General features: G+C 56.7%; 21 protein-coding genes. 6 read left to right on the top strand and 15 right to left on the bottom strand.

Going from position 1 to position 20,697, the window contains the following annotated elements; translation table 11 throughout:
• Positions 1-57: 57 nt before the first annotated feature.
• A complete protein-coding gene (locus JX360_RS02975) occupies positions 58-2,397 on the bottom strand; it encodes a transglycosylase domain-containing protein (protein ID WP_244349088.1) in 2,340 nt (779 codons plus the stop codon).
• Between the two features lie 3 nt (positions 2,398-2,400).
• Positions 2,401-4,431: a serine/threonine-protein kinase gene (locus JX360_RS02970; protein WP_244349087.1), complete on the bottom strand. Its 2,031-nt coding sequence runs from the start codon at positions 4,429-4,431 to the stop codon at positions 2,401-2,403.
• Between the two features lie 23 nt (positions 4,432-4,454).
• On the opposite strand from JX360_RS02970, the gene JX360_RS02965 reads away from it, so the two are divergent.
• Positions 4,455-5,372 carry a histone deacetylase family protein gene (locus JX360_RS02965; RefSeq protein WP_244349086.1) on the top strand — a complete coding sequence of 306 codons (918 nt, stop codon included), beginning with the start codon at positions 4,455-4,457 and terminating at the stop codon, positions 5,370-5,372.
• Between the two features lie 9 nt (positions 5,373-5,381).
• On the opposite strand, the gene JX360_RS02960 is transcribed toward JX360_RS02965, so the two are convergent.
• The 9 genes from JX360_RS02960 to JX360_RS02920 form a co-directional block, all read right to left on the bottom strand.
• Positions 5,382-6,101, bottom strand: a complete 720-nt coding sequence (locus JX360_RS02960) for a Stp1/IreP family PP2C-type Ser/Thr phosphatase (RefSeq protein ID WP_244349085.1) — start codon at positions 6,099-6,101, stop codon at positions 5,382-5,384.
• Entirely contained in the window at positions 6,101-7,840 is a 1,740-nt protein-coding gene (locus JX360_RS02955; protein ID WP_279611198.1) for an ABC1 kinase family protein, read from the bottom strand. The genes JX360_RS02960 and JX360_RS02955 overlap by 1 nt, the downstream gene beginning before the upstream one ends.
• The gene (locus tag JX360_RS02950; RefSeq protein WP_425244341.1) at positions 7,837-8,148 is read right to left on the bottom strand and encodes a DUF6825 family protein; all 312 of its coding nucleotides are present in this window, start codon (positions 8,146-8,148) and stop codon (positions 7,837-7,839) included. The genes JX360_RS02955 and JX360_RS02950 overlap by 4 nt, the downstream gene beginning before the upstream one ends.
• 210 nt (positions 8,149-8,358) lie before the next feature.
• Positions 8,359-9,084, bottom strand: a complete 726-nt coding sequence (locus JX360_RS02945) for a phycobilisome rod-core linker polypeptide (RefSeq protein WP_244349083.1) — start codon at positions 9,082-9,084, stop codon at positions 8,359-8,361.
• Positions 9,085-9,129: 45 nt separating this feature from the next.
• On the bottom strand, positions 9,130-9,771 hold the full coding sequence (locus JX360_RS02940) for a HEAT repeat domain-containing protein (RefSeq protein ID WP_244349082.1): 642 nt from the start codon (positions 9,769-9,771) through the stop codon (positions 9,130-9,132).
• Positions 9,772-9,828: 57 nt separating this feature from the next.
• Positions 9,829-10,623 carry a HEAT repeat domain-containing protein gene (locus JX360_RS02935; RefSeq protein WP_244349081.1) on the bottom strand — a complete coding sequence of 265 codons (795 nt, stop codon included), beginning with the start codon at positions 10,621-10,623 and terminating at the stop codon, positions 9,829-9,831.
• A gap of 35 nt (positions 10,624-10,658) precedes the next feature.
• On the bottom strand, positions 10,659-10,928 hold the full coding sequence (locus tag JX360_RS02930; RefSeq protein ID WP_244349080.1) for a phycobilisome linker polypeptide: 270 nt from the start codon (positions 10,926-10,928) through the stop codon (positions 10,659-10,661).
• Positions 10,929-11,248: 320 nt separating this feature from the next.
• Positions 11,249-11,737, bottom strand: coding sequence for a globin family protein (locus tag JX360_RS02925; RefSeq protein ID WP_244349079.1), 489 nt, complete (start codon positions 11,735-11,737; stop codon positions 11,249-11,251).
• 159 nt (positions 11,738-11,896) lie between these two features.
• A complete protein-coding gene (locus JX360_RS02920) occupies positions 11,897-12,415 on the bottom strand; it encodes a phycocyanin subunit beta (protein WP_235278416.1) in 519 nt (172 codons plus the stop codon).
• A 33-nt stretch (positions 12,416-12,448) separates the two neighbouring features.
• On the opposite strand from JX360_RS02920, the gene JX360_RS17435 reads away from it, so the two are divergent.
• A complete protein-coding gene (locus tag JX360_RS17435) occupies positions 12,449-12,580 on the top strand; it encodes a hypothetical protein (RefSeq protein ID WP_279611197.1) in 132 nt (43 codons plus the stop codon).
• Positions 12,581-12,828: 248 nt separating this feature from the next.
• Here JX360_RS17435 and trpA read toward each other — a convergent pair whose 3' ends face one another.
• The 3 genes from trpA to JX360_RS02905 are packed head-to-tail and all read right to left on the bottom strand — an operon-like array spanning position 12,829 to position 15,396.
• The gene (gene trpA / locus JX360_RS02915; protein ID WP_244349078.1) at positions 12,829-13,638 is read right to left on the bottom strand and encodes a tryptophan synthase subunit alpha; all 810 of its coding nucleotides are present in this window, start codon (positions 13,636-13,638) and stop codon (positions 12,829-12,831) included.
• A 51-nt stretch (positions 13,639-13,689) separates the two neighbouring features.
• On the bottom strand, positions 13,690-15,123 hold the full coding sequence (locus JX360_RS02910) for an ABC transporter substrate-binding protein (protein WP_244349077.1): 1,434 nt from the start codon (positions 15,121-15,123) through the stop codon (positions 13,690-13,692).
• 48 nt (positions 15,124-15,171) lie between these two features.
• Positions 15,172-15,396, bottom strand: a complete 225-nt coding sequence (locus JX360_RS02905) for a hypothetical protein (protein WP_244349076.1) — start codon at positions 15,394-15,396, stop codon at positions 15,172-15,174.
• A 27-nt stretch (positions 15,397-15,423) separates the two neighbouring features.
• Between JX360_RS02905 and JX360_RS02900 the strand changes: the two genes are divergently transcribed.
• Positions 15,424-16,176: a class I SAM-dependent methyltransferase gene (locus JX360_RS02900; RefSeq protein ID WP_244349075.1), complete on the top strand. Its 753-nt coding sequence runs from the start codon at positions 15,424-15,426 to the stop codon at positions 16,174-16,176.
• On the opposite strand, the gene JX360_RS02895 is transcribed toward JX360_RS02900, so the two are convergent.
• Positions 16,173-16,940 carry an amino acid ABC transporter ATP-binding protein gene (locus JX360_RS02895; protein ID WP_279611196.1) on the bottom strand — a complete coding sequence of 256 codons (768 nt, stop codon included), beginning with the start codon at positions 16,938-16,940 and terminating at the stop codon, positions 16,173-16,175. The two genes, JX360_RS02900 and JX360_RS02895, sit on opposite strands and share 4 nt — an antisense overlap.
• Before the next feature lie 184 nt (positions 16,941-17,124).
• Between JX360_RS02895 and JX360_RS02890 the strand changes: the two genes are divergently transcribed.
• The 3 genes from JX360_RS02890 to JX360_RS02880 all read left to right on the top strand — a co-directional run bounded on the left by JX360_RS02890 (position 17,125) and on the right by JX360_RS02880 (position 20,696).
• On the top strand, positions 17,125-18,162 hold the full coding sequence (locus tag JX360_RS02890; RefSeq protein ID WP_244349074.1) for an amino acid ABC transporter substrate-binding protein: 1,038 nt from the start codon (positions 17,125-17,127) through the stop codon (positions 18,160-18,162).
• Between the two features lie 155 nt (positions 18,163-18,317).
• Complete coding sequence (locus JX360_RS02885) at positions 18,318-19,487, top strand: amino acid ABC transporter permease (RefSeq protein WP_244349073.1); 1,170 nt, start codon at positions 18,318-18,320, stop codon at positions 19,485-19,487.
• Positions 19,488-19,490: 3 nt separating this feature from the next.
• Entirely contained in the window at positions 19,491-20,696 is a 1,206-nt protein-coding gene (locus JX360_RS02880) for an amino acid ABC transporter permease (protein WP_244349072.1), read from the top strand.
• The last annotated feature ends 1 nt before the right edge of the window (position 20,697 follow it).

Below are 20,697 nucleotides of genomic sequence, written 5' to 3'. Positions count from 1 at the left end.
ATTGATGCAAGATTCTCTTTTGCTCAACAGTTGGGTATAACCGGGATGCGGTTTCGTTCATCGAATCACCTGGCGCATATAGTTTCCCCAGGTTTGGGCGGCAATGCTGCTGCTCCCGCGCGTTGGGCTAGCGTCGTCATTCCCCAGCCAGATCCCCGTGACCAGGGGTGGGGTGGGGGTATAGCCAACAAACAGCAGATCTTTATTGGCGGTAGTGGTACCGGTTTTGCCCGCTTCTCCAATGCCCAAGCGAGCTGTGGTGCCGGTGCCAGAAGTGATCACAGCTTGCAACAACCCTGTCATCTGTTGAGCTACGGATGCTGGCAGGACCCGCCGTTGGGCGCGGGGATCCTCTCGGCCCGGATAAATCTCACGGCAGGTGCGAAAATCGGTGCGGCTAGCACAATCGCTGCTATCCAAAATGCGCCGAATCGTGTGAGGTTTTGACCAAATCCCTTGGTTGGCAAAAGGGGCAAAGGCCGCCGTCAACTCCAGCAGGTTGACTTCCATCGTGCCGATCACCATCGAGGGATAGGGTTGCAAGGGGGATTGGATCCCCAGTTGGCGAGCCATACTCACCACCCGGTCTAGCCCCACCTGTTGGGCCAAGCGCAGAGCAATCACATTTTCTGAGAGGATCAGCCCACGGGCCAGATCCATCGGCGCGGATCCGGAGCGGCAGCCGTTGAAAGTGAGGTTGCCCCAGGTGAGCGGCTCACAGGAGAGCACCTCATAGGGGGAGATGCCCTGGGTGAAGGCAGCGGCATAGGTAAACACCTTAAAGGTGGAGCCGGGTTGTCGTTGCGCTTGGGTGGCCCGGTTAAATTGGCTGGTGCTGTAGTCGATTCCTCCCACCAAGGCCAGCACTTCCCCGTTGCGGCTGTCGAGGCTAACCAGGGATCCCTGGCGAAACCCCAACGTGGATCCCGACTCCCGTACAGTTTGGGCCAAGGCTTGCTCAGCCAGCCGTTGATAGGGCAAATGGACTGTGGTCTCAACAATGAAATTACCCTCCGCCGAGAGATCTTGGCCGAGCAGCTGCTGCATTTCCTCAAAGACCGCGCTGTAAAAATAGGGGGCGACGGTGGAGGTTTGCGAGCGCAAATTCGGGTTGAGGGTAAGGCGACTGCGACGTGCCCGACGAATCTCTTCTTCGGGAAAGGTTTGCAACTCACTGAGGCGATCCAGCACCCGATCCCGAGCGCGCACCGCGGCATCGTAGTTGGTGAGCGGGTTAAAAGCGTTGGGAGCGGGCAAAATCGCGGCTAGGGTTGCGGCTTCCGAAAGACTCAGTTGGTAACTGGGGATCCCGAAATAAAACTGGGCCGCCGTCTCAAAGCCGTAGATGCCATTACCCAGGTAAACATTGTTCAGGTACAGGGTGAGGATCTGCGTTTTAGTGTAGCGCTGTTCCAATTTCAGGGCAGCCACCGCCTCCCGTAGCTTGCGGCCAAAGGTGTTACCGGATCCGGTGTAGTCCCGCAACACGGTACGAGCCAGTTGTTGGCTGATGGAGCTACCTCCCTGTTGCAGTTCTCCTGAGCGCAGATTCACCCAAAAAGCCCGCCCAATCCCCAGCAGATCCACCCCAAAGTGGGAATAAAAACGGTGATCTTCTGCCGCGACCACCACCTTGGGCAAGATCGGGCCAAAGGCTTCCAGATCAGCCAAATCGCGGTAATGATCCGCCTGGGTTCGGCGCAGTTGAGTTTGTTGATCTCCCGCCAGCACCACCAGTGGGCTGCGTTCTGCCGCTAGGGGCGGCTCCACCGAGAACTTGCTCCACTCATAACCAATCCAGATCCGCAACCCCAAACCCAATGTCAGCACCAAGGCTAGACCACTGCGCACCCAATACACCTGTGGCGGTGGCGGATCCAAGACTTGAATCCAAACGCTCTCGGGATCCTGGGGTGGCCCAAAGCTAAGTTGACAACGATGCTGCAAAATGACTCGGCGCACCCGCTCGGCTCTGCCAAAGCGCTTCAGATGGAAGATCCCATTGGTGGAGTCTTGATCCTCCAGTAGATAGCGGCCTGCATTCCAACCCAGCCAGTAGAAAATCGGGGGCAATGGCATCCGCCAACCCAACCCAGGGATCCGCCAGCCCGGTCGGGGACGAATCCGGGCGTGTAAATGGCTGACGGCTGCCGCCGGGATGCGAATGGTGGACACCGTTTGGCTGCGCCCCAAAATATCGGATCCCTTCAGGACAAACACCTGTGGCGCTTCTCCCGGACAGGTAATGCGCAGACGCACCGGACGTTTGGGTGCTGTCGGTTCGGCGGGTTTGAGCAGGGCCGTCGCTCCAGCGGGGGAGGGTCGCCAGATCGATAGGGTTTTGAAGAAGCGGGTGACGGTGCCCAAAAGGGGCTTTTTGTCGTCTGAGGCGGACATGGCTTAATTTCCCCGCAATTCCCGTGCACGGTTGATTTGTTCTCTCAAAGTTTGTCCGGGGCGAATGTTGCCGGCGGGGTTGGGGTTTTGGGGCGGGCGGGGTTGTTGGATCCTAGGCGTTGGCGGGGCGGGGATGGGAGTGGCCGGTGGAGCACTCCGGTGCAGGTCGGGATCCCAGAGGGCCATATAAACGCGGCCTTGGGCATTCCGTTCGATGAGGCCAGCTAAGGGGCCAACGCGAAACTGCACCCGCTCCGACCGACGTTCCCGGACGGCTTGCAGTTCTCGCTGCAATTCAGCGGGCAAGGGGGCCTGCAACATATCCTCCAACAACCCTTCCACCTGGGGAGTGGGCAAGCTGTCATCGACGGTGGCTTCCGTTTGTCGCAGTACCAGACTGGACTCGTCGTAGATCAAGCCCAAATCCACGCTGCCAAAGCGATACAAGTCATATACGGTATTGGGCCAATAACCCCGCCCCTGCTCACTCGGGGATCCCAAGCTGGCCCGCACCGTCTCCCGCAGGGTATCGAGGGGAAAGGTGCGAAAGACCTGTCCGAGGGGGCCAGATGAGCTGTTGTAGGGCTCTAGTTCCGGGCTGGGATCCCGTTCAGTATCCAACCCATTAGGGATGAGGGGGACGTCACTTATATCAGTATCAGATGTATCAGATGGGTCGGGTGAGGAGCCCGTTGAGTCAGACTCGCTCGGCAATTCCTCCACCGTTGGGTCAGTTCCTGAGAAGATCGGTGCCAAGGGTTGTGAAGGGCTGAATCGACCACTCAGAAAATTCAAGACCCAGCTCATCAAGGCCAAACCCAGTAACCCACCCACCAATAGCGGAATCACCCGCAGCCAAAGCAGGGATCCCTTACCCTCAGCAACGGAATGGGTTAAGGGGCTCAGTCGTAGGGTACCCACTGTGGCTAAAGGTTGCATCGAAGGCTGAATCTGGCCAGTGATTGGAAAGAGAATCTGGGAAGTTTTACCCCCCACAGCCTTCCAAACCGTCATGCCAACCCCCAGCCCTTCCGCTTTGGCTTGAATGCGCTCCAGTTCCGCCAACACATTGGCGACCGATTGCGGGCGAGCAGCCGGATCCTTAGCCAGACAACTGAGGATCAGCTCCGATAAACCGGCGGGCAAGTCCAGGTTCACCCCCAGATCTTCCAGAGGAAGGGGACGGCGCTTGTGGTGGGCTTGGTACCAGCCGGGGAAAGAATCGGTGGTGGGTTTGAGGGGCATTTCCCCAGACACCATCTGGTAGAGCATGATCCCAAAACTATAAATATCGGAACGGGCATCCAATGGGGATCCCTCCAGTTGCTCCGGTGACGAGTAGGCCAATGTACCCAAATAGGCATGGGTAACACTTAGGGATCCACTGCTGTTCAGCAGCTTGGCAATGCCGAAATCCACCAGCTTGGCCAGTTCCCCGAGGCTGTCGTTGGCCACCACAATCACATTGGCCGGCTTCAAGTCACGATGCACCACCTGTACCAATTGTCCCTCCATGGGGATCCCTTCGTGGGCGGCCTTCAATCCCAAGCCGATTTGCCGAGCCAGCCGAAAGAAGCGCTCTAAAGGCAAGGCACCCGCTGCCAAAATCTCCTTCAGGGTTTGCCCGTTCAGGTATTCCATCACATAAAAGGGCACCTCATCGGGAGTAATGCCGTAGTCGTTGACCTTAACGATATGGAGGCTTTTTTGACCCAAGGCGGCGCAGGATTTTGCCTCCCGTTCAAAGCGCAGGCGAGTGCGTTCGTCCATCACCGGGTGGGAGAGCAACTTGACGGCCACTTCAACCCCGCCAAACAGTAAATCTTGCGCCAAATACACCCTTCCCATCCCCCCCTGACCCAGCAGGTTGGTCAGCCGATAACGCTGAGCCAAGAGGCGATCCAGAAAGGGATCCGGCGAGGTAAACATAGGGATCGCGGCGGTACGGAGAACAAAAGAAAGGATCCCGAGCGGATCCAGCCAGACTAGACTACCTCTAACATAAGCACTGGAGCTGCAATAGGCCATGCTCATACCCGTCAATCCGGCTACCGTTGATGTCTTTGCCTGTTGTTTATCATCCCGACTACACAACAGCCCTGCCGGAGGGCCATCGGTTCCCGATGCAAAAGTTTCGGCTTTTACAAGAGCAACTGCTGCGGGAGCGGGTGATTCGCCCTGAACAACTGCATCAACCGGAGCTTCCTCCCACTGCCTGGCTCGAAGCTGTCCACACCTCTGAGTACGTCAGCGCCTACTGTGAGGGATCCTTGGAACCCAAAGTCCAACGGCGCATTGGCTTACCTTGGAGTCCAGAGTTGGTACGGCGCACCTGTCGAGCAGTCGGGGGTACAGTGCTGACTGCCCAGCTGGCTTTGCGCTACGGACTCGCTTGCAACACCGCCGGCGGTACTCACCATGCGTTTCCCAGTTATGGCTCCGGGTTTTGCATCTTCAACGATCTGGCCATTGCCGCTCGGGTCTTGCTACAGCAAGGGCTGGTTCGGCAGCTGCTCATTGTGGACTTGGATGTGCATCAGGGAGATGGCACCGCCTGGATTTTTCAGTCAGAGGCGCGGGTATTCACCTTTTCTATGCACTGTGAGGCCAATTTCCCCGGCACCAAGCAGGTCAGCGATTTGGATGTGCCCCTCCCTGTCGGCATGGAGGATGAAGCCTATCTGCAAACCCTGGCGGCCCATCTGCCGGATTTACTTACCCAAGTGCGACCGGATCTGGTGCTGTACGATGCCGGTGTGGATCCCCATCGAGAAGATGTGCTGGGTAAACTGGCCCTCAGTGATCAGGGGCTATTTCGGCGGGAAATGCAAGTGTTGGAGACCTGCCTGAAACAGGGCTATCCTGTAGCCTGTGTGATTGGGGGAGGATATAGCAAGGACCTAAGCAGCCTGGCTTATCGCCATTCACTCCTGCACCGGGCCGCCAGTGAAGTGTATCGACAGTATCGCCTGTGAACTGAGACCCTAGGCGTATTCGGCGATCACCACCGTAATGTTGTCCCGTCCACCCCGCTCTTTGGCGGCTTCGATCAGCCGATTGGGGAGCTCCTCTAGATCCGTCACCTTGAGACAATATTCGGCGATCAATTCATCCTCTAGCTCTTCTGTCAGGCCATCGCTACAGAGCAACAGACGATCCCCTGGACGAACCGTAATCGGTTGCACCGAGGGAGCCCCTGAGTCGGGTCGGCCCAAGCAGCGCTCGAGAATATGTCGCCAAGGATGGGCGCGTGCCTGCTCGTGGGTCAGCTCCCCCTGTCGAATGGAGCGGGCCACTAGGGTGTGATCCTCGGTCATTTGCTGCATTTCGGATCCCCGCAGGCGATAGAGGCGCGAATCCCCAATGTGGGCGCTCCAGCAGTTGTCATTGGGATCCACTAATACTGCTACCACAGTGGTACCCATGTCTGCTCGTTCCGGGTTTTCTCGCTGATCCTTGAGAATAGCGTCGTTGGCTGCTTCCACCGCTTCACTCAGCAACTTGGGGGCAGGTACCGTTTTCCAGCCTCGCTCCAACCGCTCGCGAATCGCTTCCACCGCCAACAAGCTGGCTGTAGCCCCAGCGGCATGTCCTCCCATGCCATCGGCGACGATAAAGAAACGGCCTTCGGGATCACAATAATAGGCATCCTGGTTGCTATTGCGGATCTTGCCTGGATCCGTAGCACTGGCATGTCGTCGCATCACATCAATCGCTCTGACCGATTTTTTAATCTTAAGAGTACCCTGGCTAAAGCAAGAGCGGCGAGGGCGGCCAAAACCAAGGTGATAACCGTTAAAGTAGCATGTCCAGCCAAAAATAGCTGAGTTCCACTCAGAAAAAACGTTGCAAATAAGACAGCGTAGAGGATTCCCATGCTGGTGGTGTTCAACTTCCGCATCAGGCGCTCCGCCTCACTAGAGCGCACCCGTAGGCGGAGATCCCCCTGTTCCAACTTGCTCAACGTGGATTCGATGCGGCGGGGCAAGCTAAGGCTGCTGCTGGTGAACTCGGCGGCCTGACGACTGACTTGGGCCAGCAGGGTTTCGGTTTCGGCTCCGTTCAAGCTCATCAACTCCTCCACAAAGGGCTTGGCCACTTCCATAAAGTTAAACTCAGGATCCAACCCCTTCCCCAATCCCTCCAAGGTGGTCAGTGCCCGCATCACGAAAGTGAAGGTGGCAGGAAACCGAAAGGGTTGATCATAGACCAATTCGTAGAGATCTTCACTAATTGCTGTTACCGAGATGGCTTCCGGGTTGCTGGAGAAGGGCTGATCCATGAAATTGTCCAGCATGTACTGCACCGAGCGGCGTACCGGAGTCATATCGGCAGTGGGCACCAGCACCCCCAACTCCACCAGGGATGCCACCACCAATTCGGCATTTTTGGAAACCACACCCGCCAGAGTGCCCATTAGCTTTTCTTTGATGCCGGGGCGAATGCGGCCCATCATGCCGAAGTCGTAGAAAATTAGGGTGCCATCCGGCTTGACGGCGATGTTGCCCGGATGCGGATCGGCGTGGAAAAATCCATCCTTGAGTAACTGCCGCAGATAAGATGCCGCCCCCAAACGGGCCAATACCTTACGATCCAACCCCGCTGCGCTCAAGGCTTCGTAATCGCTGATTTTGATGCCGGGCAGGTATTCCAAGGTCAGCAGACGATGGGAGGTGTAACGCCAATAGACCCGAGGCACCGCGATTTGCGGCATATCCCGAAAGTTGCGGCGGAAGGTATCGGCGTTGCGCCCCTCGTTGAGGTAGTCCACCTCTTCCCATAGGGTGCGCCGACACTCTTCGTAAATGCCAATCCAATCTCGTCCGGCTCCCCCCCAGCGGGTGCGGTATTGAAAAAACTCAGCAATCCCCCGGCAGATCTCCAAATCGATGGTGAACAGACGGGTTAGCCCCGGTCGCTGCACCTTAACCACCACCTCTTCCCCAGTTTTCAGCTTGGCACGGTGGACTTGTCCCAAACTGGCGGCGGCCAAGGGAGTGGGATCGAAGTAACTGTAGATCTTGGCAATCGGTTTGCCCAGCTCCTGCTGCACGATGGCAGCCACCTGTTCGTAGCCAAAAGAGGGAACCCGATCCTGGAGCTTGGCCAGCTCCTCCACATATTCAGACGGGAACAGATCAGCGCGGGTGGAGAAAAACTGCCCCACTTTGATGAAGGTAGGGCCCAAATTGAGCAGGGTTTCGCGGATCCAAATGGCCCTGGCCCGCCGGCGTTTGGCCTTCCGTTCTGGTGTGGGTTGTCCGCCGTAGCTCCAGGCCTGCTGATCCAGCCACAGATAGGCCAGCCAAGTGAGGACAAACCGCCAGATGTCCAGCATACGACCCTGGCGAGTATAGTTTTCCCGCGCCCAACGGTAGGCCGTATAGGGTTTAACAGGTTCTGCTCCCAAGAGGGTTTGGGAGATGGACGTGCTAGCACTCAAGCCTTTTGACTCCGATATTTCTGCAACTCGGAGCGCAACTGCGCCACTTCCGCCCGTAAATCGTCTAAGGTCGCCTGGAGATCTTCTGTCTTAAAGGGGGGAGGAGTGATCTCACGTGCCGTTACCGAAGCTTCCGCCTCAGCTCGGGCAATGACATCCTCCGCAAAGGTTTGCCAACCCTCCTGCAGCTCAGCCCAAGCCTTACCCACTTCCCCAGCAAGATCGGTGAGGGTACTCTCCCAACGCTCCCGCAGAATGTCCGCCACAGCTTTGCCGACAAAAAAAGCCCGAACCACCGGATTACTCATGCGACCTGAAACGTTAAGAAGCGTCACCAGGATTATAACGAATCCTACTGCAGGGACTGACAGGGACTGAGATCCGCAAATTCCCAGAACAACAAACCGACCCTCCCGAAAGGCTTCGGATCGATCGGTCTGCATTTATTCTTCAGCTAGATATCCAATCTAGCGGGGATCCCTTCAGGTATTGGCTTGAGAGAGACCCAGTCCCCATGTCTAGCGACGGCTGGTGGTCATGTCTGGAATCTTCAGGTCAAACACACTGATGTTCTGGCGGGGGGCAGGCTTAGGATTTAGCATACGCGCCATGTTGAGGAAATTTTCCGGCTCTCCCGGTTTGGGAGGACGGGTGAGGCGATAGGTACGCACCACTTCCCGCGTTGACCGTTTCACTCCCGAGACATCCCGCCAACGGGCTCCATAGCGAGGAGTAACCAGATTAGCAGGGCGCTCAGAGAGGCGACGGCGCTGATAAGGCACCACATCATCTCCAAAGGCGGTGTTGTATTCTTCGCTATCCACCACGGCATCAATAAAGCCATTCAGTCCCTGGGTAGCAATGATGATGGAGTACTTGATGCGCTCCTGTTGGCTGTAGGTGGCCCGGCCCAAGAAGCGCTGGAAGGTGACCTCAATAAAGCGGTAGTTGTCGTTGGGGATCATGACCAGATCCCGGTACACCTCCGACTTGCCCAAGCCCCGCACAAACTCTTTCACCGAGATCGCCCCGTTGCGCAGTTGCGATTCCAGTGCCTTCTGTCGAAAGGACTCCAACATCAGATGCTCGCTGAAAATCTGGCGGTAGGCGGCGCGGATAATATTGTCCACTCCCGTTGGGTCGTCAGGTCGGTAGACAGGTGGAGTTTCATCGCTGGGGACAAAGTAGCGGGTGACCCGCTCGTTTTGGGTGGTGGGACGATCGGCAAGCAAAGGAAGAGACATGAGTTTTGCTCCTGAAGATACGAGAAAAACAAAGTGGGGCAGAGGTTACGGATCAGCAGCCAACTCTTGCTGGCTCATCTGGGCACGGAGGGAGATCAAGCGATCTGCATCAGCCAAGGCGGTTTGGATCCCAGCCTGGGCTTGAGAGCGTAATTCAGGCAGGCCAGAACGGGCCAAGTCCGTCAGGGATCCGACAGCGGCATAACGGACTCCCCAATCCGCATCGCTTAAGCACTGTTGGAGTAGCAGCAAAGCCTGCTCTTGGTCAGATACAGGCCGTCGGGCTGCCACTCGTCCTAGACCTCTTACCGCTGCCCGCCGCACACTGGGGGCAAAGTCTGCCACAATCGCCTCCACCAAAAAGCCGTAGGCATCCCCATGGCCAATGCGAGCCAAAGCCCGCACAGAATAGGCCCGTGCCCCGTAGTCAAAGCCATCCATGTGCTCTAGGAGCGGCTTGACCGCCAACTCCCCAAAGCGCAGCACCTCTTCAAGGGCGGCTTCTCCCACCGCAGGTCGGTTGAATCCAAAAGCCCGGATCAACAACGGGATCCCTTCCACTTGCCCCAAAGCCCCCAGCGCTCTCACCACCCGCAGCAATGCTTCGGGAGAAGTCGCCTGCTCCAACTCTGCCGCTAGTTGAGCAACGGCGGTAGAAGGCACTTGAGCAGCAGGTAAAGAGGCCATAGGTCAAGTAAAGTCCAAAAACACAGGATCAACAGGATCAGCAGTGGAGACATTGGGTTAGAACAGGCGATCCAGTTGCGGGATGATCAACTCCGCCACCTGAGAAGGCGGCACTTGCCCCAACTGGAGGGCCACGTCAAATAACCGCTTCAGGGCGTTAATGCGCAGATTCAAGGCCACATCTGCTGTTGCCAACAGCGCTGCTCCTGCGACCCAACCGGATTCAGCCAAATCAAAAAGTGCCGCCTGTCGCAGGCTGGGATTCGGGTGGGCCAGCAGTTCCGCCAGAATTTGGGTGAGTGCCTCAGCTTGTGTAAACCGATAGAGTACCCAAGCTGCCGCCGAACGGACTCGCTCTGAAGCATGCTGGAGAAAGGGGCGAATTGCCTCCTCCGCCTGCCGAGCGTTGAGCTGACCCAAAGCTTCGATTACCGCTTCCCAAGGTTGCTCAACCTCCGGTGCCTGCAAAAGGGCTAGCAAGGGATCCACAGCCCGTCCATCCTGCAATTGGGCCAAGGCGTAGGCAGCCTCCTCCCGCACGTGCAGATCCGTACAAGTGAGCGCCTCAACCAAACCGGGCAACGCCCGCACATCCCCAATTTGCCCCAGTGCTTTGGCGGCATTGCGACGCAGCGGATAGCCCCCTAAAGCGGTGCGATCCAGCTCATCCTGCAGGGCCAAAAGGAGAGGCTCTACCCCACGGGGATCCCGGACGGTACCCAGATACCAAGCGGCGTAGTAACGATCCTGCAAATCAGTCCCCTGCAACTGTGCTACCGCTTGCTCCCAAGTGAGCTGCTGCGGCAACACGGCGGTGTTAGAGGCCATGCGGGCTGTTGTAGAACCGTTCATGAAACCTGATGAACCCCGACTGAGCGGATGATCCCTTATTCAGCAGCACCGTTGCTCTGAGCAGGAGCCGCACTGGTTCCGGATATCGCAGCGACACGCACAATTTTGCCCCCCATCCGCAAAATGCGTTGCATCTCAGCCGATAGGCGAGCATAAGGAACGGTGGCGCTGACCGTACTGCGGCGAACCTTGTCGGAGGTCGCCAGAGCATCGGGAGGGTTGAGCAAGCCAGTGTACTCAATTTTGTAAACCCGGCTGCCCGCCTCAGTCAGGGTTTCAGGACTGGTGGTGCTTTGACCAAACATCGCTTTCCCCAAGATGGATTCTGTTAGGAACGGCGGTTCTGGGCGGAGATCCGGACCCTAGACAAATCCAACGGACTTCTCTGGAATCCCCGAACCTCTACCTCCAGGGAGCGGCCCAGAACACAGTGTAGAGAGCAGACGGACGGCAGAAACTCGAGATCCGAGAAGATCGATCCAGTCCCCCCCAGTGCGCCCGAGTCGATGGAACGACTTGAGAACAGACAACCCAGAAAGACCTGAGCCACCGCCTGCTCCATTTGGAAGACGAAGAAAGAGATCACCCACGCCTGAAAAGCAGGGATCTCTACCAATGGGATCCCTTAGCTAAGGGCGTTAATGGCGTAATCGAAGTAAATGGTGGCTTCGTTCGCCGCTTGGCCGCTCAGCATGCCCAAGGCACGACCCTTGATGTACTGCAGAGCCACGATGTACCAGCTGGGGGAGAGGTTGAAGGAGCGGTTCACTTCCCGCAGCCCAGCCACCAAGTACTCATCAAGGGGGCCAGTACCACCCGCAACCAACGAGTAGGTGATGAAACGGAGATAGTAGCCAATGTCACGGGCACACTTGGCTTGGAAGACATCGCCATGGCCCATTTCGCCAGGCTGGGTCAAGTAGGGGTACTTCTTGAACACTTCCTGCACAGCTTCCCGCACCAGGGTTTGCTGGTTGCTGGTCAAGACGCGGGCAGCTTCGAGGGAGGCGGCAGCACGTTGGTAACGCCCATACACGGACTGCAATTCGCTGGCATTGAGGAAACGCCCTTGGTTGTCAGCGGAAGCAATCGCTTCAGTGATGACGGTTTTCACCTTGCAACTCCTGAATTAAATCGGTTCTGTTGTTAACGAAGTTTCTGTAGGGAAAAACTGATCCTAGGGATGGGATCCCACTTCAGCCCTTGCCCTCACCAGAAAAAGACATGGATCAAAGAGCCCTCAGGGATGGCCAAACTGGCCTTCACCCAAAACTCAAACAATGGCAGCGGCAGCTTTGTCAAAGTAGCTGGCTACTTCGCTTTGCAATGCAGAGCAGTCGCCGGGGGTAATCCCTGCCGGATCCATGATCTTGGCCAAGGCCTCTTTCTTCATGGCAGCAATACCGTTGGCCACAGAGGTGGCAGGCACGCCCAGAGCAATGTAGGTTTCCCGTAGGCCATTCAAGCAGCGATCCTCCAGCACGGAGCTGTCACCGGCCAAAGTGGCATAGCTGATGTAGCGCAGGATGATTTCCATATCGCGCAAGCAAGCGGCCATGCGACGGTTGGTGTAAGCATTGCCACCGGGAGCGATCAGATCAGGCTCCTGAGCAAACAAAGAACGGGCTGCATTGGACACGATTTGTGCTGCATTGCTGGTAATGCGGTTCACGGTGTCGAGGCGCTTGTTGCCTTCAGCCACCAAAGCGGCCAAACGGTCAAACTCTTGATCACTTAAAAAAGCACCGCGTGTATCTGCCTGAGCAATCACCCGGGTAAAGGCGTCTTGCATGATTGATCTCCTTCTGGTCTTTCCAAAAACCGAATGAGCGACTGGCTGGACTTCTCAGAAGCCGGATCCCAGATGGACGTGGATGAGGGATCCCCTTTGCCCTCCAAAAACCAGGGATCCTGTGGCAGCAGGCTCGATCAAAATCTACCCCCACCGAAACCCTAAATTTTTAGACAGGTCAAGAACTTCTGCGACTTTCAGACAGCCGAGCATCCAGGTTAATTTTATAGCGTGGGATGGATGAGTGTTTTGTGAAGATTTACAAAAAGATAACCGTCAAAATCTCTGCTCTGCTTGAGGTTCATAGGCTTTAGGCGGCAAAAAGAAGGCTATCTTGAGGGCGTTGGGCTTGCGAATTGTAAACATTTGTTTTAAGGTTTGGGCAAACTGAGTGCGGGATCCCCTGAGTCGATCTAAACCTTTGCCGTATCCTGAAGGGCCGCTTTCAGCTCCCGACAGAACTGGCCGATCTGTTGTAACCCTTGGGCCGGAGTAGCTGCCTGCGCCAGACGCTGCACAAAGGCACTGCCGACGATGGCGGCATCTGCTCCCCAAAGAGCGATTTGGCGGGCTTGTTCCGGACTGGAGATGCCAAAGCCTACCCCAATGGGCAAGGGAGTTTGTTGGCGCAGCTGCTGCAACAAGGTCGGGATCCGCTCCGCTAGGGTAGCCCGTTGTCCGGTCACGCCGGTGGTACTGACCAGATAGATAAAGCCGCTGGAATGCTGGGCAATCTGGTGCATCCGCTCCACAGGGCTGGTTGGGGCCACCAGCAGGATCAGATCCATCTGTTCAGCTTGGGCTGCCTGTCGCAAGGGTTCGGCTTCTTCCAGAGGCAGATCCGGCACCACCAAGCCGGCACAACCTGCTGTTCGCAGTTGTTGCATAAATTTCGGGATCCCAATTTGGTGGATGGGGTTGTAGTAGGTGAACAGGATGAGGGGAGCTTGCAAAGCAAGCTGACTCAAACCCTGCAAAATGGCACGCAAGGTAACCCCGCGGTTAAGGGCACGGGTGGCTGCCGCTTGAATGACCGGGCCATCCGCCAAGGGATCCGAATAGGGCACCCCCAGCTCGATCAGGTCTGCACCGTTTTGATCCAAAACCTGCAAGGCTGCAAAGGTGGTCGATAGATCGGGATCCCCAGCGGTGATGTAGGGGATAAGGGCTGTTTCTCCTCGGTTGCGCAGGTCTTGAAAGCGGGCTGTAATCGGGCTGGGCATGGGGATCCGTCGAGTCCAGAGCACCACCCACTGTAGCGTTTGCCGGGAGCCCTAGGGGAGCGGCACAAAATCGTAACCTGTGCCGGAGCGATTCCCCCGTTCAACGCGCACCAGCACGTTCGGGGCATCGCGGTCGCCGGAGGGCAAAAAGCGCACCTGCCCAGAAGCCCCGTCTTGGACTAGAAAGTTTGGATCACCCAAACGGGCGAGGACTGCACTGCGGTTGGTGGAGCCGAAGCTAAAGGCCTGCAAAAAGGCATGGGTGGCATCGTAGGCCAAAGCCGTCCGCCAATTGACCTGCCCCCCCCACAGCTGCGCTGCTGCCTGGGCAAAGTCGCGGTTACGGGGGATCTCCGGGTGCCAGGGTACCGCCACCACCAGGCCCTCCACTGTGGCCCCTCCCTGTTGCAGCGTGTTGAAGCTAAACAGCACATCTCCCCCCAAGAGGGTAAGAGGGCCTTCCTGGAGGGCATTTTCCTGGGCCAAGGCCAAAGCTTGGGGTGCCACTGCGGCGGTTGGAGCCAAAAAAGCCAACTCAGCTCCCTGGTTCACCGCCATTCTGAGGCTGGACTGGGGGTTGAAGTCGGGGGCGGATAGATCAAACTCGGTGGTGATCTGTCCCCCTTCACTGGCTAGGGTGGTGGCAAAGGCATTGCGCAAGCTGGAGCTATAGGCGCTGTTGGGATTGTAAAAAATCGCCGCCCGTTGCAAGCGCAAGGTATTTAGGGCATAGCGGGCCAATTGGGTACCGGCAATTTGGTCGGAGGGCACCGTGCGGAAAATCGCATTGCCTAGGGTGCTGATTTGAGTGCTGGTGGAGGTGGAGGAGATCATCGCTAGCCCGGCGGCCTGATAAACAGCGGCGGCAGCGATTGTGGCATCACTGGCGTTGTGGCCCACCACCCCGAGAATCTCCGGTTGGTTCACCAAGGCTCTGGCTACTGCGGCAGCCTGCTCGGGATTGTCCCCATCATCGGCAATCACCACCCGCAACAGCCGCCCTCCGAATCCTCCGCGACGGGCAAAATCCTCCTGGGCTTGGGCCACCCCCCGCAGGGTTTCCTTGGCGCGGTCAGGGTTGCTGGAAATGGGCACCACCACGGCGATGCTGAGGGGATCCCTCTGCTGTTGGGCACGGGCATTGTTCAAGAAAATGCGCGCTTCTGGGTCGTTGCGGTAGTTCTGCAGAGCCGTCTCCAACACCGGAATGGCGGCGGCCAGGTTCCCTTGGCGCAATAGCTCGGCGGCGGCTGTCGTCGTCGGTCGGCTATCGGCAAACAGGCTGCGTTCGCCACTGCTAAGGGTTAGGGATCCGGTTCTTACCCCCGGACTCGACCCTCCCCCCAAACCTGGCAGCTGAACTTGAGGTAACGAAAGTGTCTCAGGCCAGCGGATGCGCCCGGAGCGTACCCCGTAGTACCCCCCACCGATTAACAGCAGACCCAAAGTGATATAGACGATGGGCGGCGGGGATTTGGCAGCCATGAATCCAAAAAAGGAATCGGAACAAACAAGAGGGATCCCGTGAAAACCTCAGGGATCGGCATTGTAGGAGGGGCTGTTGCGATACTGACGCTCGAGCTGTTCCAAAATGGAAGCAGGTGGAACTTCAGCGCTTTCCTCCGGTGTGGTGCGGGTGGGCACGGTAGATTCCAGAGCATCCAGGCTGACCCGCTGAGCTTTGGAGGTGGCCCAAACCACCAATCCGGTCAGCAAAAGCACAAGAGCAGCAGCGTAGAGAAATGCGATGATCGCCATCGGGTCAACGTTCTAGCGTTCTCTACCATGATAGAGGCTACCGGAAAAAATCAAGGTTGGGATCCCTTGGATCAGGCGCTATGGGATTGGCATCGGGGGCAGCCCCAGGGGCCTATTTTGATGCATGCTCACTCCCCCGACGGGATCCCGATCGAAGAGGCCCAGCGGATTTCAGCGGAGGTGTTTTTTACCCCGGAATTGCCGGAAACGGAAGCCTTGGCCCTGGATCTGTGCCGTGGACGGGTGCTGGATATTGGGGCGGGGACGGGTCGTCACGCCTTGTTGCTGCAGGAACGGGGGCTATCTGTTTGGGCTCTGGATCGCTCGCCAGTCGCCCTCCAGATCATGGAAGAACGCGGGATCCGTCACCTGGTTGAGGCGGATATTTTTCAATGGGCAGGGCCGGAATTTCGCTTCGACACGCTGCTGATGCTGATGAATGGCCTTGGCTTAGTCGGATCCCTGGCGGGGCTGGATCGATTTTTAACCTTGGCTCAGGATTGGATTCAACCGACCGGGCAGCTTCTCCTAGATTCCACCGACCTAGGGGATCCCGTGGATGAACTGGCGGAAGTCGATGGATCTGCAGACGAAACCGACCCCCCAGCAAGGGTGGTGCAATTTACCCCAGAGTATCAGGGGCAGCGAGGGGATCCCATTCCCTGGTTGTTCGTGGATCCGGAAACGCTCCTACAGCATGCCCAATCCGCCGGTTGGCAAGGACAAATTATCTATCAAGATCCCGAGGGGGCCTTTCTGGCACGACTTACACCCCTCTAGTGGGAAAGAATTTGCGACAGGAACAGGCGGGAGCGCTCCTCCCTAGGGTTATTGAAAAACTCGTATGGGGTATTTTCTTCAACGATTTTGCCTCGGTCGAAGAAGATAATCCGATCCGCCACCTCACGGGCAAAACCCATTTCATGGGTGACACATACCATTGTCATTCCCGACTGAGCCAGCTCCCGCATCACATCCAGCACTTCTTTGATCATCTCCGGATCCAAAGCAGAAGTGGGTTCATCAAAAAGCATTACCGCCGGACTCATGGCCAAAGCGCGGGCGATCGCTACCCGTTGCTGCTGCCCCCCTGATAGTTGCCCAGGATATTTTTCCGCTTGCTCGGCAATCCCAACCCGGTTGAGTAACTCCATCGCCCGTTCGATCGCCTCGACCTTTTTCATTTTCTTCACATGAATTGGGCCGAGTGTTACATTTTGTAAAACTGTTAAATGGGGAAACAGGTTGAACTGTTGAAACACCATCCCCACTTCCCGGCGAATGGCATCGATATTGCGCAGGTCATTGGTCAGCTCAATGCCATCGACAATGATGCGGCCCTGCTGATGCTCCTCCAAACGGTTGATGGTGCGGATGAAGGTGGATTTCCCCGACCCCGAGGGGCCACAGACCACCACCACTTCCCCCCGCCGGATGCTGGTGGTAATGCCCTTGAGAACGTGAAACTCACCGTACCACTTGTGAACATCTTCACATTGGATGATATCGGTGCTGGATGTGGTTTCTGGAGGGGTTGAAGACATAACACGCGAGGATCGTTCCATGGGCAGGTGAGCTCTCCTTCATGAAAGCAAGCATTGGTACCATTGCAGAACTAGCTAAGCAATAACCGTAGTCTTTGTAACATTGCTACACACCCTAACGTGTGAGGCTTTTTGCAAAGGACAGGTTTTAGTAGCCTTACGTAATTCTGCATGAGGTCATTCTATGAAATTGATGAAGCAATTAAACGGGTTGGCTCTCCTGGCCGGAGCTTTGGCTGTATCCATGGGTGTGCAGTCGATTCCTGCCCAAGCCCAGATAGGGCCGATTACTGATCGGGTGAAAGCTCGGGGCGAGCTGATCTGTGGTGTGAATAACCAGCTACCGGGGTTTGGCAACATTGATGAAAATGGAAACTACGTCGGCTTCGACATCGACATTTGCCGCGCTGTCGCTGCTGCCCTTTTCGGGGATCCGGACAAAATTCAATATGTCTATCTCACGGCTGCCAACCGTCAGTCGGCAATGCAGTCTGGCGAAGTGGACATTATGAGCCGCAACACCACCTGGACCCTAACTCGTGACCGGGAATGGGCAGTCACCTTTGGCCCCACCACCTACTACGATGGCCAAGGGTTCATGGTGAAGAAGGAGTTGGGAGTTGAAGATCTGGCAGACTTGGATGGAGCCACCATCTGTGTGATTGCCGGTACCACCACGGAGCTAAACCTGGCGGATACCTTCCGGGCTCGCGGCATTGCCTTTACGCCGGTGACTTTTGATGGGGACGATTCCTCCTTCAATGCCTATGAAGAAGGACGCTGTGATGCCATCACCTCCGACCAAAGTGCGTTGATCTCTCGCCGGGCAACCCTGCAAAACCCTGATGATCACGTCATCCTAGAGGAAGTGATCTCCAAAGAACCCTTGGGACCGTTGGTGTCGCAAGGGGATGAGAGCTTTTCCGACATCATGAACTGGACAGTCTACGCCCTCTTCTACGCAGAAGAAAAGGGGATTACCAGCGCCAATGTCGAGGAGTTCCTCAGCTCTGAGGATCCCGATATCCGGCGGTTTCTGGGCCAAGATGGCAACCTAGGGGAATTGCTGGGGTTGGAACCGGATTGGACGGTCAACGTGATCAAGGCAGTCGGCAACTATGGTGAGATCTTCGATCGCCATCTGACTCCCTTGGGAGTAGCTCGTGGCTTGAACCAGCCCTATACCCAGGGTGGGATCCAGTACGCGCCTCCCTTCCGCTAATTCGGAACCCAGCTCCCATGCTGCTGATCTGACCTCCAAAACAGGGATCCCGTCTGGCACAGACTGGATGGGGATCCCTTGGGGGAAAAGTAGAGCTTTCTCCTAGCATCTTTTGGACTTGTTTGGACTTGTCTGTTTGGACTGCCTAGAGACCCATGACTTCTCTTTCCAGCCAACCCCATATTCAGCCCACCTGGTGGCGAGACGAACGTATCCTCAAAATTCTCTTGCAAGTGGCTTTTGTCATTGCAGTGCTGGTGGTGTTCGGGATCCTTACCCAGAACCTGACCAGTAGCCTGCGCCGCTTGGGGATAACCTTTGGGTTTCGCTTTTTGGGCAATTCCGCCAACTTTGGCATCACCGAAGGGATCCCTTATGACCCCTCGGAGAGCTACCTAAAGGCTTTTGTAGTCGGGGTGGTGAATACCCTTTGGCTATCCTCCATCAGCATTGTGTTGGCGACAGTGATGGGGATGATCTTGGGGGTGGCTCGCCTCTCCAGCAACTGGCTAGCCCGTCAATTGGCCACAGTCATCACCGAGATCTTTCGCAATGTCCCGGTGCTGCTGATCGTCATCTTCTGGTACCAAGGGGTGATCCTGACGTTGCCCGCAGTCCGCAACAGCTACTCGATTGGGGGCTTTTTCTTCATCAGTCAGCGGGGGATTAACCTACCCAGTTTGGATCCCAGTGGGTGGCTGATCCCGACAGTCGTCATCTTGGCCGGAGCCGCTTGGGGGATCCGCAAACTGCTCTTGGCCCGCCGCCCGGATGTGGGACCAATCCAGCGAAACAGCTTGATAGGGTTAGGGGTGCTGCTGCTGGCGGTCGCCTGTTGGATTCTTTTCCCCGAGCCGCCATTGCGAGTGGATGTTCCAGTGCTGGATCGCTTTAACTTCCGGGGTGGAACCCAACTTTCGGCAGAGTTTACCGCCATGTTGCTGGGTTTGGTCACCTACACCGGCTGCTACATTGCCGAGGTGGTACGGGGATCCTTCTTGGCGGTGCAGCGGGGTCAGTGGGAGGCCTCTCGAGCGATTGGCCTAACAGAATTGAGCACCTTTCAGCTGGTGATCGTGCCGCAGGCGCTGCGGATCATGATCCCGTCCTTGAATACCCAGTATCTCACCCTGATCAAGAACTCCAGCTTGGCGATTGCGGTTGGCTTTTCCGACCTGTTTAACATCAGCAGCACCATCATCAACCAGTCGGGGCGCTCGGTGGAAATGTTTGCCATCATCATGGCCACCTACCTCGCCATAAACCTAGTGGTCTCCTACGGTATGAACTGGATCAATGCCCGTGTCAAATTGGTGGAGCGATAACCCATGGCCAGCAGCGTATCGACTTCCCTTGCCGAAGAGAATAGGTTGCCCCCTCAAGAAAAGCTCAGTCCTGTCGCTTGGGTGCGCCGTAACCTGTTCGACTCTTGGTTCAGCACCCTACTGACCCTGGTCTCTGGTTTGGTGCTGGTCTGGGCGCTCTCCCTCTTCTGGAACTGGGCCTTTACCCAAGCCAATTGGGCAGTGATCCCAGCTAACCTGAAAATCTTTGCCAGTGGCACTTATCCGCAGTCGCAACTGTGGCGAGTATGGGTGGTATTGGGTATTGTGTTGGCCACCTTGGGTGTGGCAGCTGGAGCCTGGGGTGGAGTGCTGTTGCAGTACATGATCGGTTTGGGAGCCTGCATGGGGTTGGCAGCCCTATTGCCCTTGGGGGAACAATCCCAGGGGTGGTTGGCGGGTTGTGCTGGGGTGACCTTTGCCGCCATTGCCATCAGTCGGGGCCGAGCGTCTTGGCGGTTGGCTTCCATATTGGTCTGGGCTTTGGTGCTGCCGATTTGTTTGGAGTTGCTGCTGGGCACCCTTACCCCCAATTTGCCAGGGGTTCGGGCCGAACAACTGTCCGGTTTGTTGCTGACTTTGATGTTGGCAGCGGCAGCTTTGATTATTGCCTTTCCCATCGGGGTGCTGCTGGCTTTGGGGCGAGCCAATCACGCGCTGCCGGTGGTTAGGATTTTCTGTACCTTGTTGATCGAACTCATTCGGGGTGTTCCCTTAACCACCATTTTGTTCGCTGCCTGGCTGTTGGTGCCTTTCTTTTTGGGGGGGATCACTGTCAACCTGATCATCCGGGCTGAGGTGGCCTTCATCCTCTTCACGGCGGTGTATGTGGCGGAGGATGTGCGCGGTGGTTTGCAGGCGGTATCCCGAGGTCAGGTGGAAGCGGCACGAGCCGTGGGCCTCAACCCCTTTCAGATCACAGCTTTGGTTATTCTGCCCCAGGCGTTGCGAGCCTCAGTACCGGCGTTGGTGAATGAGTTTCTCACGCTTTTCAAAGATACTTCGCTGGTGTTCATTATCGGCATGATCGATCTGTTGCAGGCGGGTCGGGTGGTGTTTACCAATCCCAACTGGCTGGGTACCCAAAAAGAAGTGCTGTTCTTCATTGGAGTGATCTATTTTATTTTCTGCTTTGCTATGGCCTATGCCGCCAAGCAAGTGGAAAAAGCCCTTGGTTTGGGCAAACGATAAA

This window comes from Thermostichus vulcanus str. 'Rupite' (assembly GCF_022848905.1).
GTDB lineage: Bacteria > Cyanobacteriota > Cyanobacteriia > Thermostichales > Thermostichaceae > Thermostichus > Thermostichus vulcanus_A.
Note: the sequence above shows the minus strand (reverse complement) of the source record. Positions and strands in the feature narration are given on the sequence as shown.

What these genes read in the sequence shown, in the direction of transcription:
- JX360_RS02890 (WP_244349074.1), top strand. Translation starts at nt 17,125, where the DNA reads ATGAAATTGATGAAGCAATTAAACGGGTTGGCTCTCCTGGCCGGAGCT.
- JX360_RS02940 (WP_244349082.1), bottom strand. Translation starts at nt 9,771, where the DNA reads ATGGCCTCTTTACCTGCTGCTCAAGTGCCTTCTACCGCCGTTGCTCAA.
- JX360_RS02945 (WP_244349083.1), bottom strand. Translation starts at nt 9,084, where the DNA reads ATGTCTCTTCCTTTGCTTGCCGATCGTCCCACCACCCAAAACGAGCGG.
- JX360_RS02970 (WP_244349087.1), bottom strand. Translation starts at nt 4,431, where the DNA reads ATGAGCATGGCCTATTGCAGCTCCAGTGCTTATGTTAGAGGTAGTCTA.
- JX360_RS02910 (WP_244349077.1), bottom strand. Translation starts at nt 15,123, where the DNA reads ATGGCTGCCAAATCCCCGCCGCCCATCGTCTATATCACTTTGGGTCTG.
- JX360_RS02965 (WP_244349086.1), top strand. Translation starts at nt 4,455, where the DNA reads ATGTCTTTGCCTGTTGTTTATCATCCCGACTACACAACAGCCCTGCCG.
- JX360_RS02975 (WP_244349088.1), bottom strand. Translation starts at nt 2,397, where the DNA reads ATGTCCGCCTCAGACGACAAAAAGCCCCTTTTGGGCACCGTCACCCGC.
- JX360_RS02960 (WP_244349085.1), bottom strand. Translation starts at nt 6,101, where the DNA reads ATGCGACGACATGCCAGTGCTACGGATCCAGGCAAGATCCGCAATAGC.
- JX360_RS02905 (WP_244349076.1), bottom strand. Translation starts at nt 15,396, where the DNA reads ATGGCGATCATCGCATTTCTCTACGCTGCTGCTCTTGTGCTTTTGCTG.
- JX360_RS02935 (WP_244349081.1), bottom strand. Translation starts at nt 10,623, where the DNA reads ATGAACGGTTCTACAACAGCCCGCATGGCCTCTAACACCGCCGTGTTG.
- JX360_RS02880 (WP_244349072.1), top strand. Translation starts at nt 19,491, where the DNA reads ATGGCCAGCAGCGTATCGACTTCCCTTGCCGAAGAGAATAGGTTGCCC.
- JX360_RS02930 (WP_244349080.1), bottom strand. Translation starts at nt 10,928, where the DNA reads ATGTTTGGTCAAAGCACCACCAGTCCTGAAACCCTGACTGAGGCGGGC.
- JX360_RS17435 (WP_279611197.1), top strand. Translation starts at nt 12,449, where the DNA reads ATGAGCGACTGGCTGGACTTCTCAGAAGCCGGATCCCAGATGGACGTG.
- JX360_RS02950 (WP_425244341.1), bottom strand. Translation starts at nt 8,148, where the DNA reads ATGAGTAATCCGGTGGTTCGGGCTTTTTTTGTCGGCAAAGCTGTGGCG.
- JX360_RS02885 (WP_244349073.1), top strand. Translation starts at nt 18,318, where the DNA reads ATGACTTCTCTTTCCAGCCAACCCCATATTCAGCCCACCTGGTGGCGA.
- trpA (WP_244349078.1), bottom strand. Translation starts at nt 13,638, where the DNA reads ATGCCCAGCCCGATTACAGCCCGCTTTCAAGACCTGCGCAACCGAGGA.
- JX360_RS02900 (WP_244349075.1), top strand. Translation starts at nt 15,424, where the DNA reads ATGATAGAGGCTACCGGAAAAAATCAAGGTTGGGATCCCTTGGATCAG.
- JX360_RS02895 (WP_279611196.1), bottom strand. Translation starts at nt 16,940, where the DNA reads ATGTCTTCAACCCCTCCAGAAACCACATCCAGCACCGATATCATCCAA.
- JX360_RS02920 (WP_235278416.1), bottom strand. Translation starts at nt 12,415, where the DNA reads ATGCAAGACGCCTTTACCCGGGTGATTGCTCAGGCAGATACACGCGGT.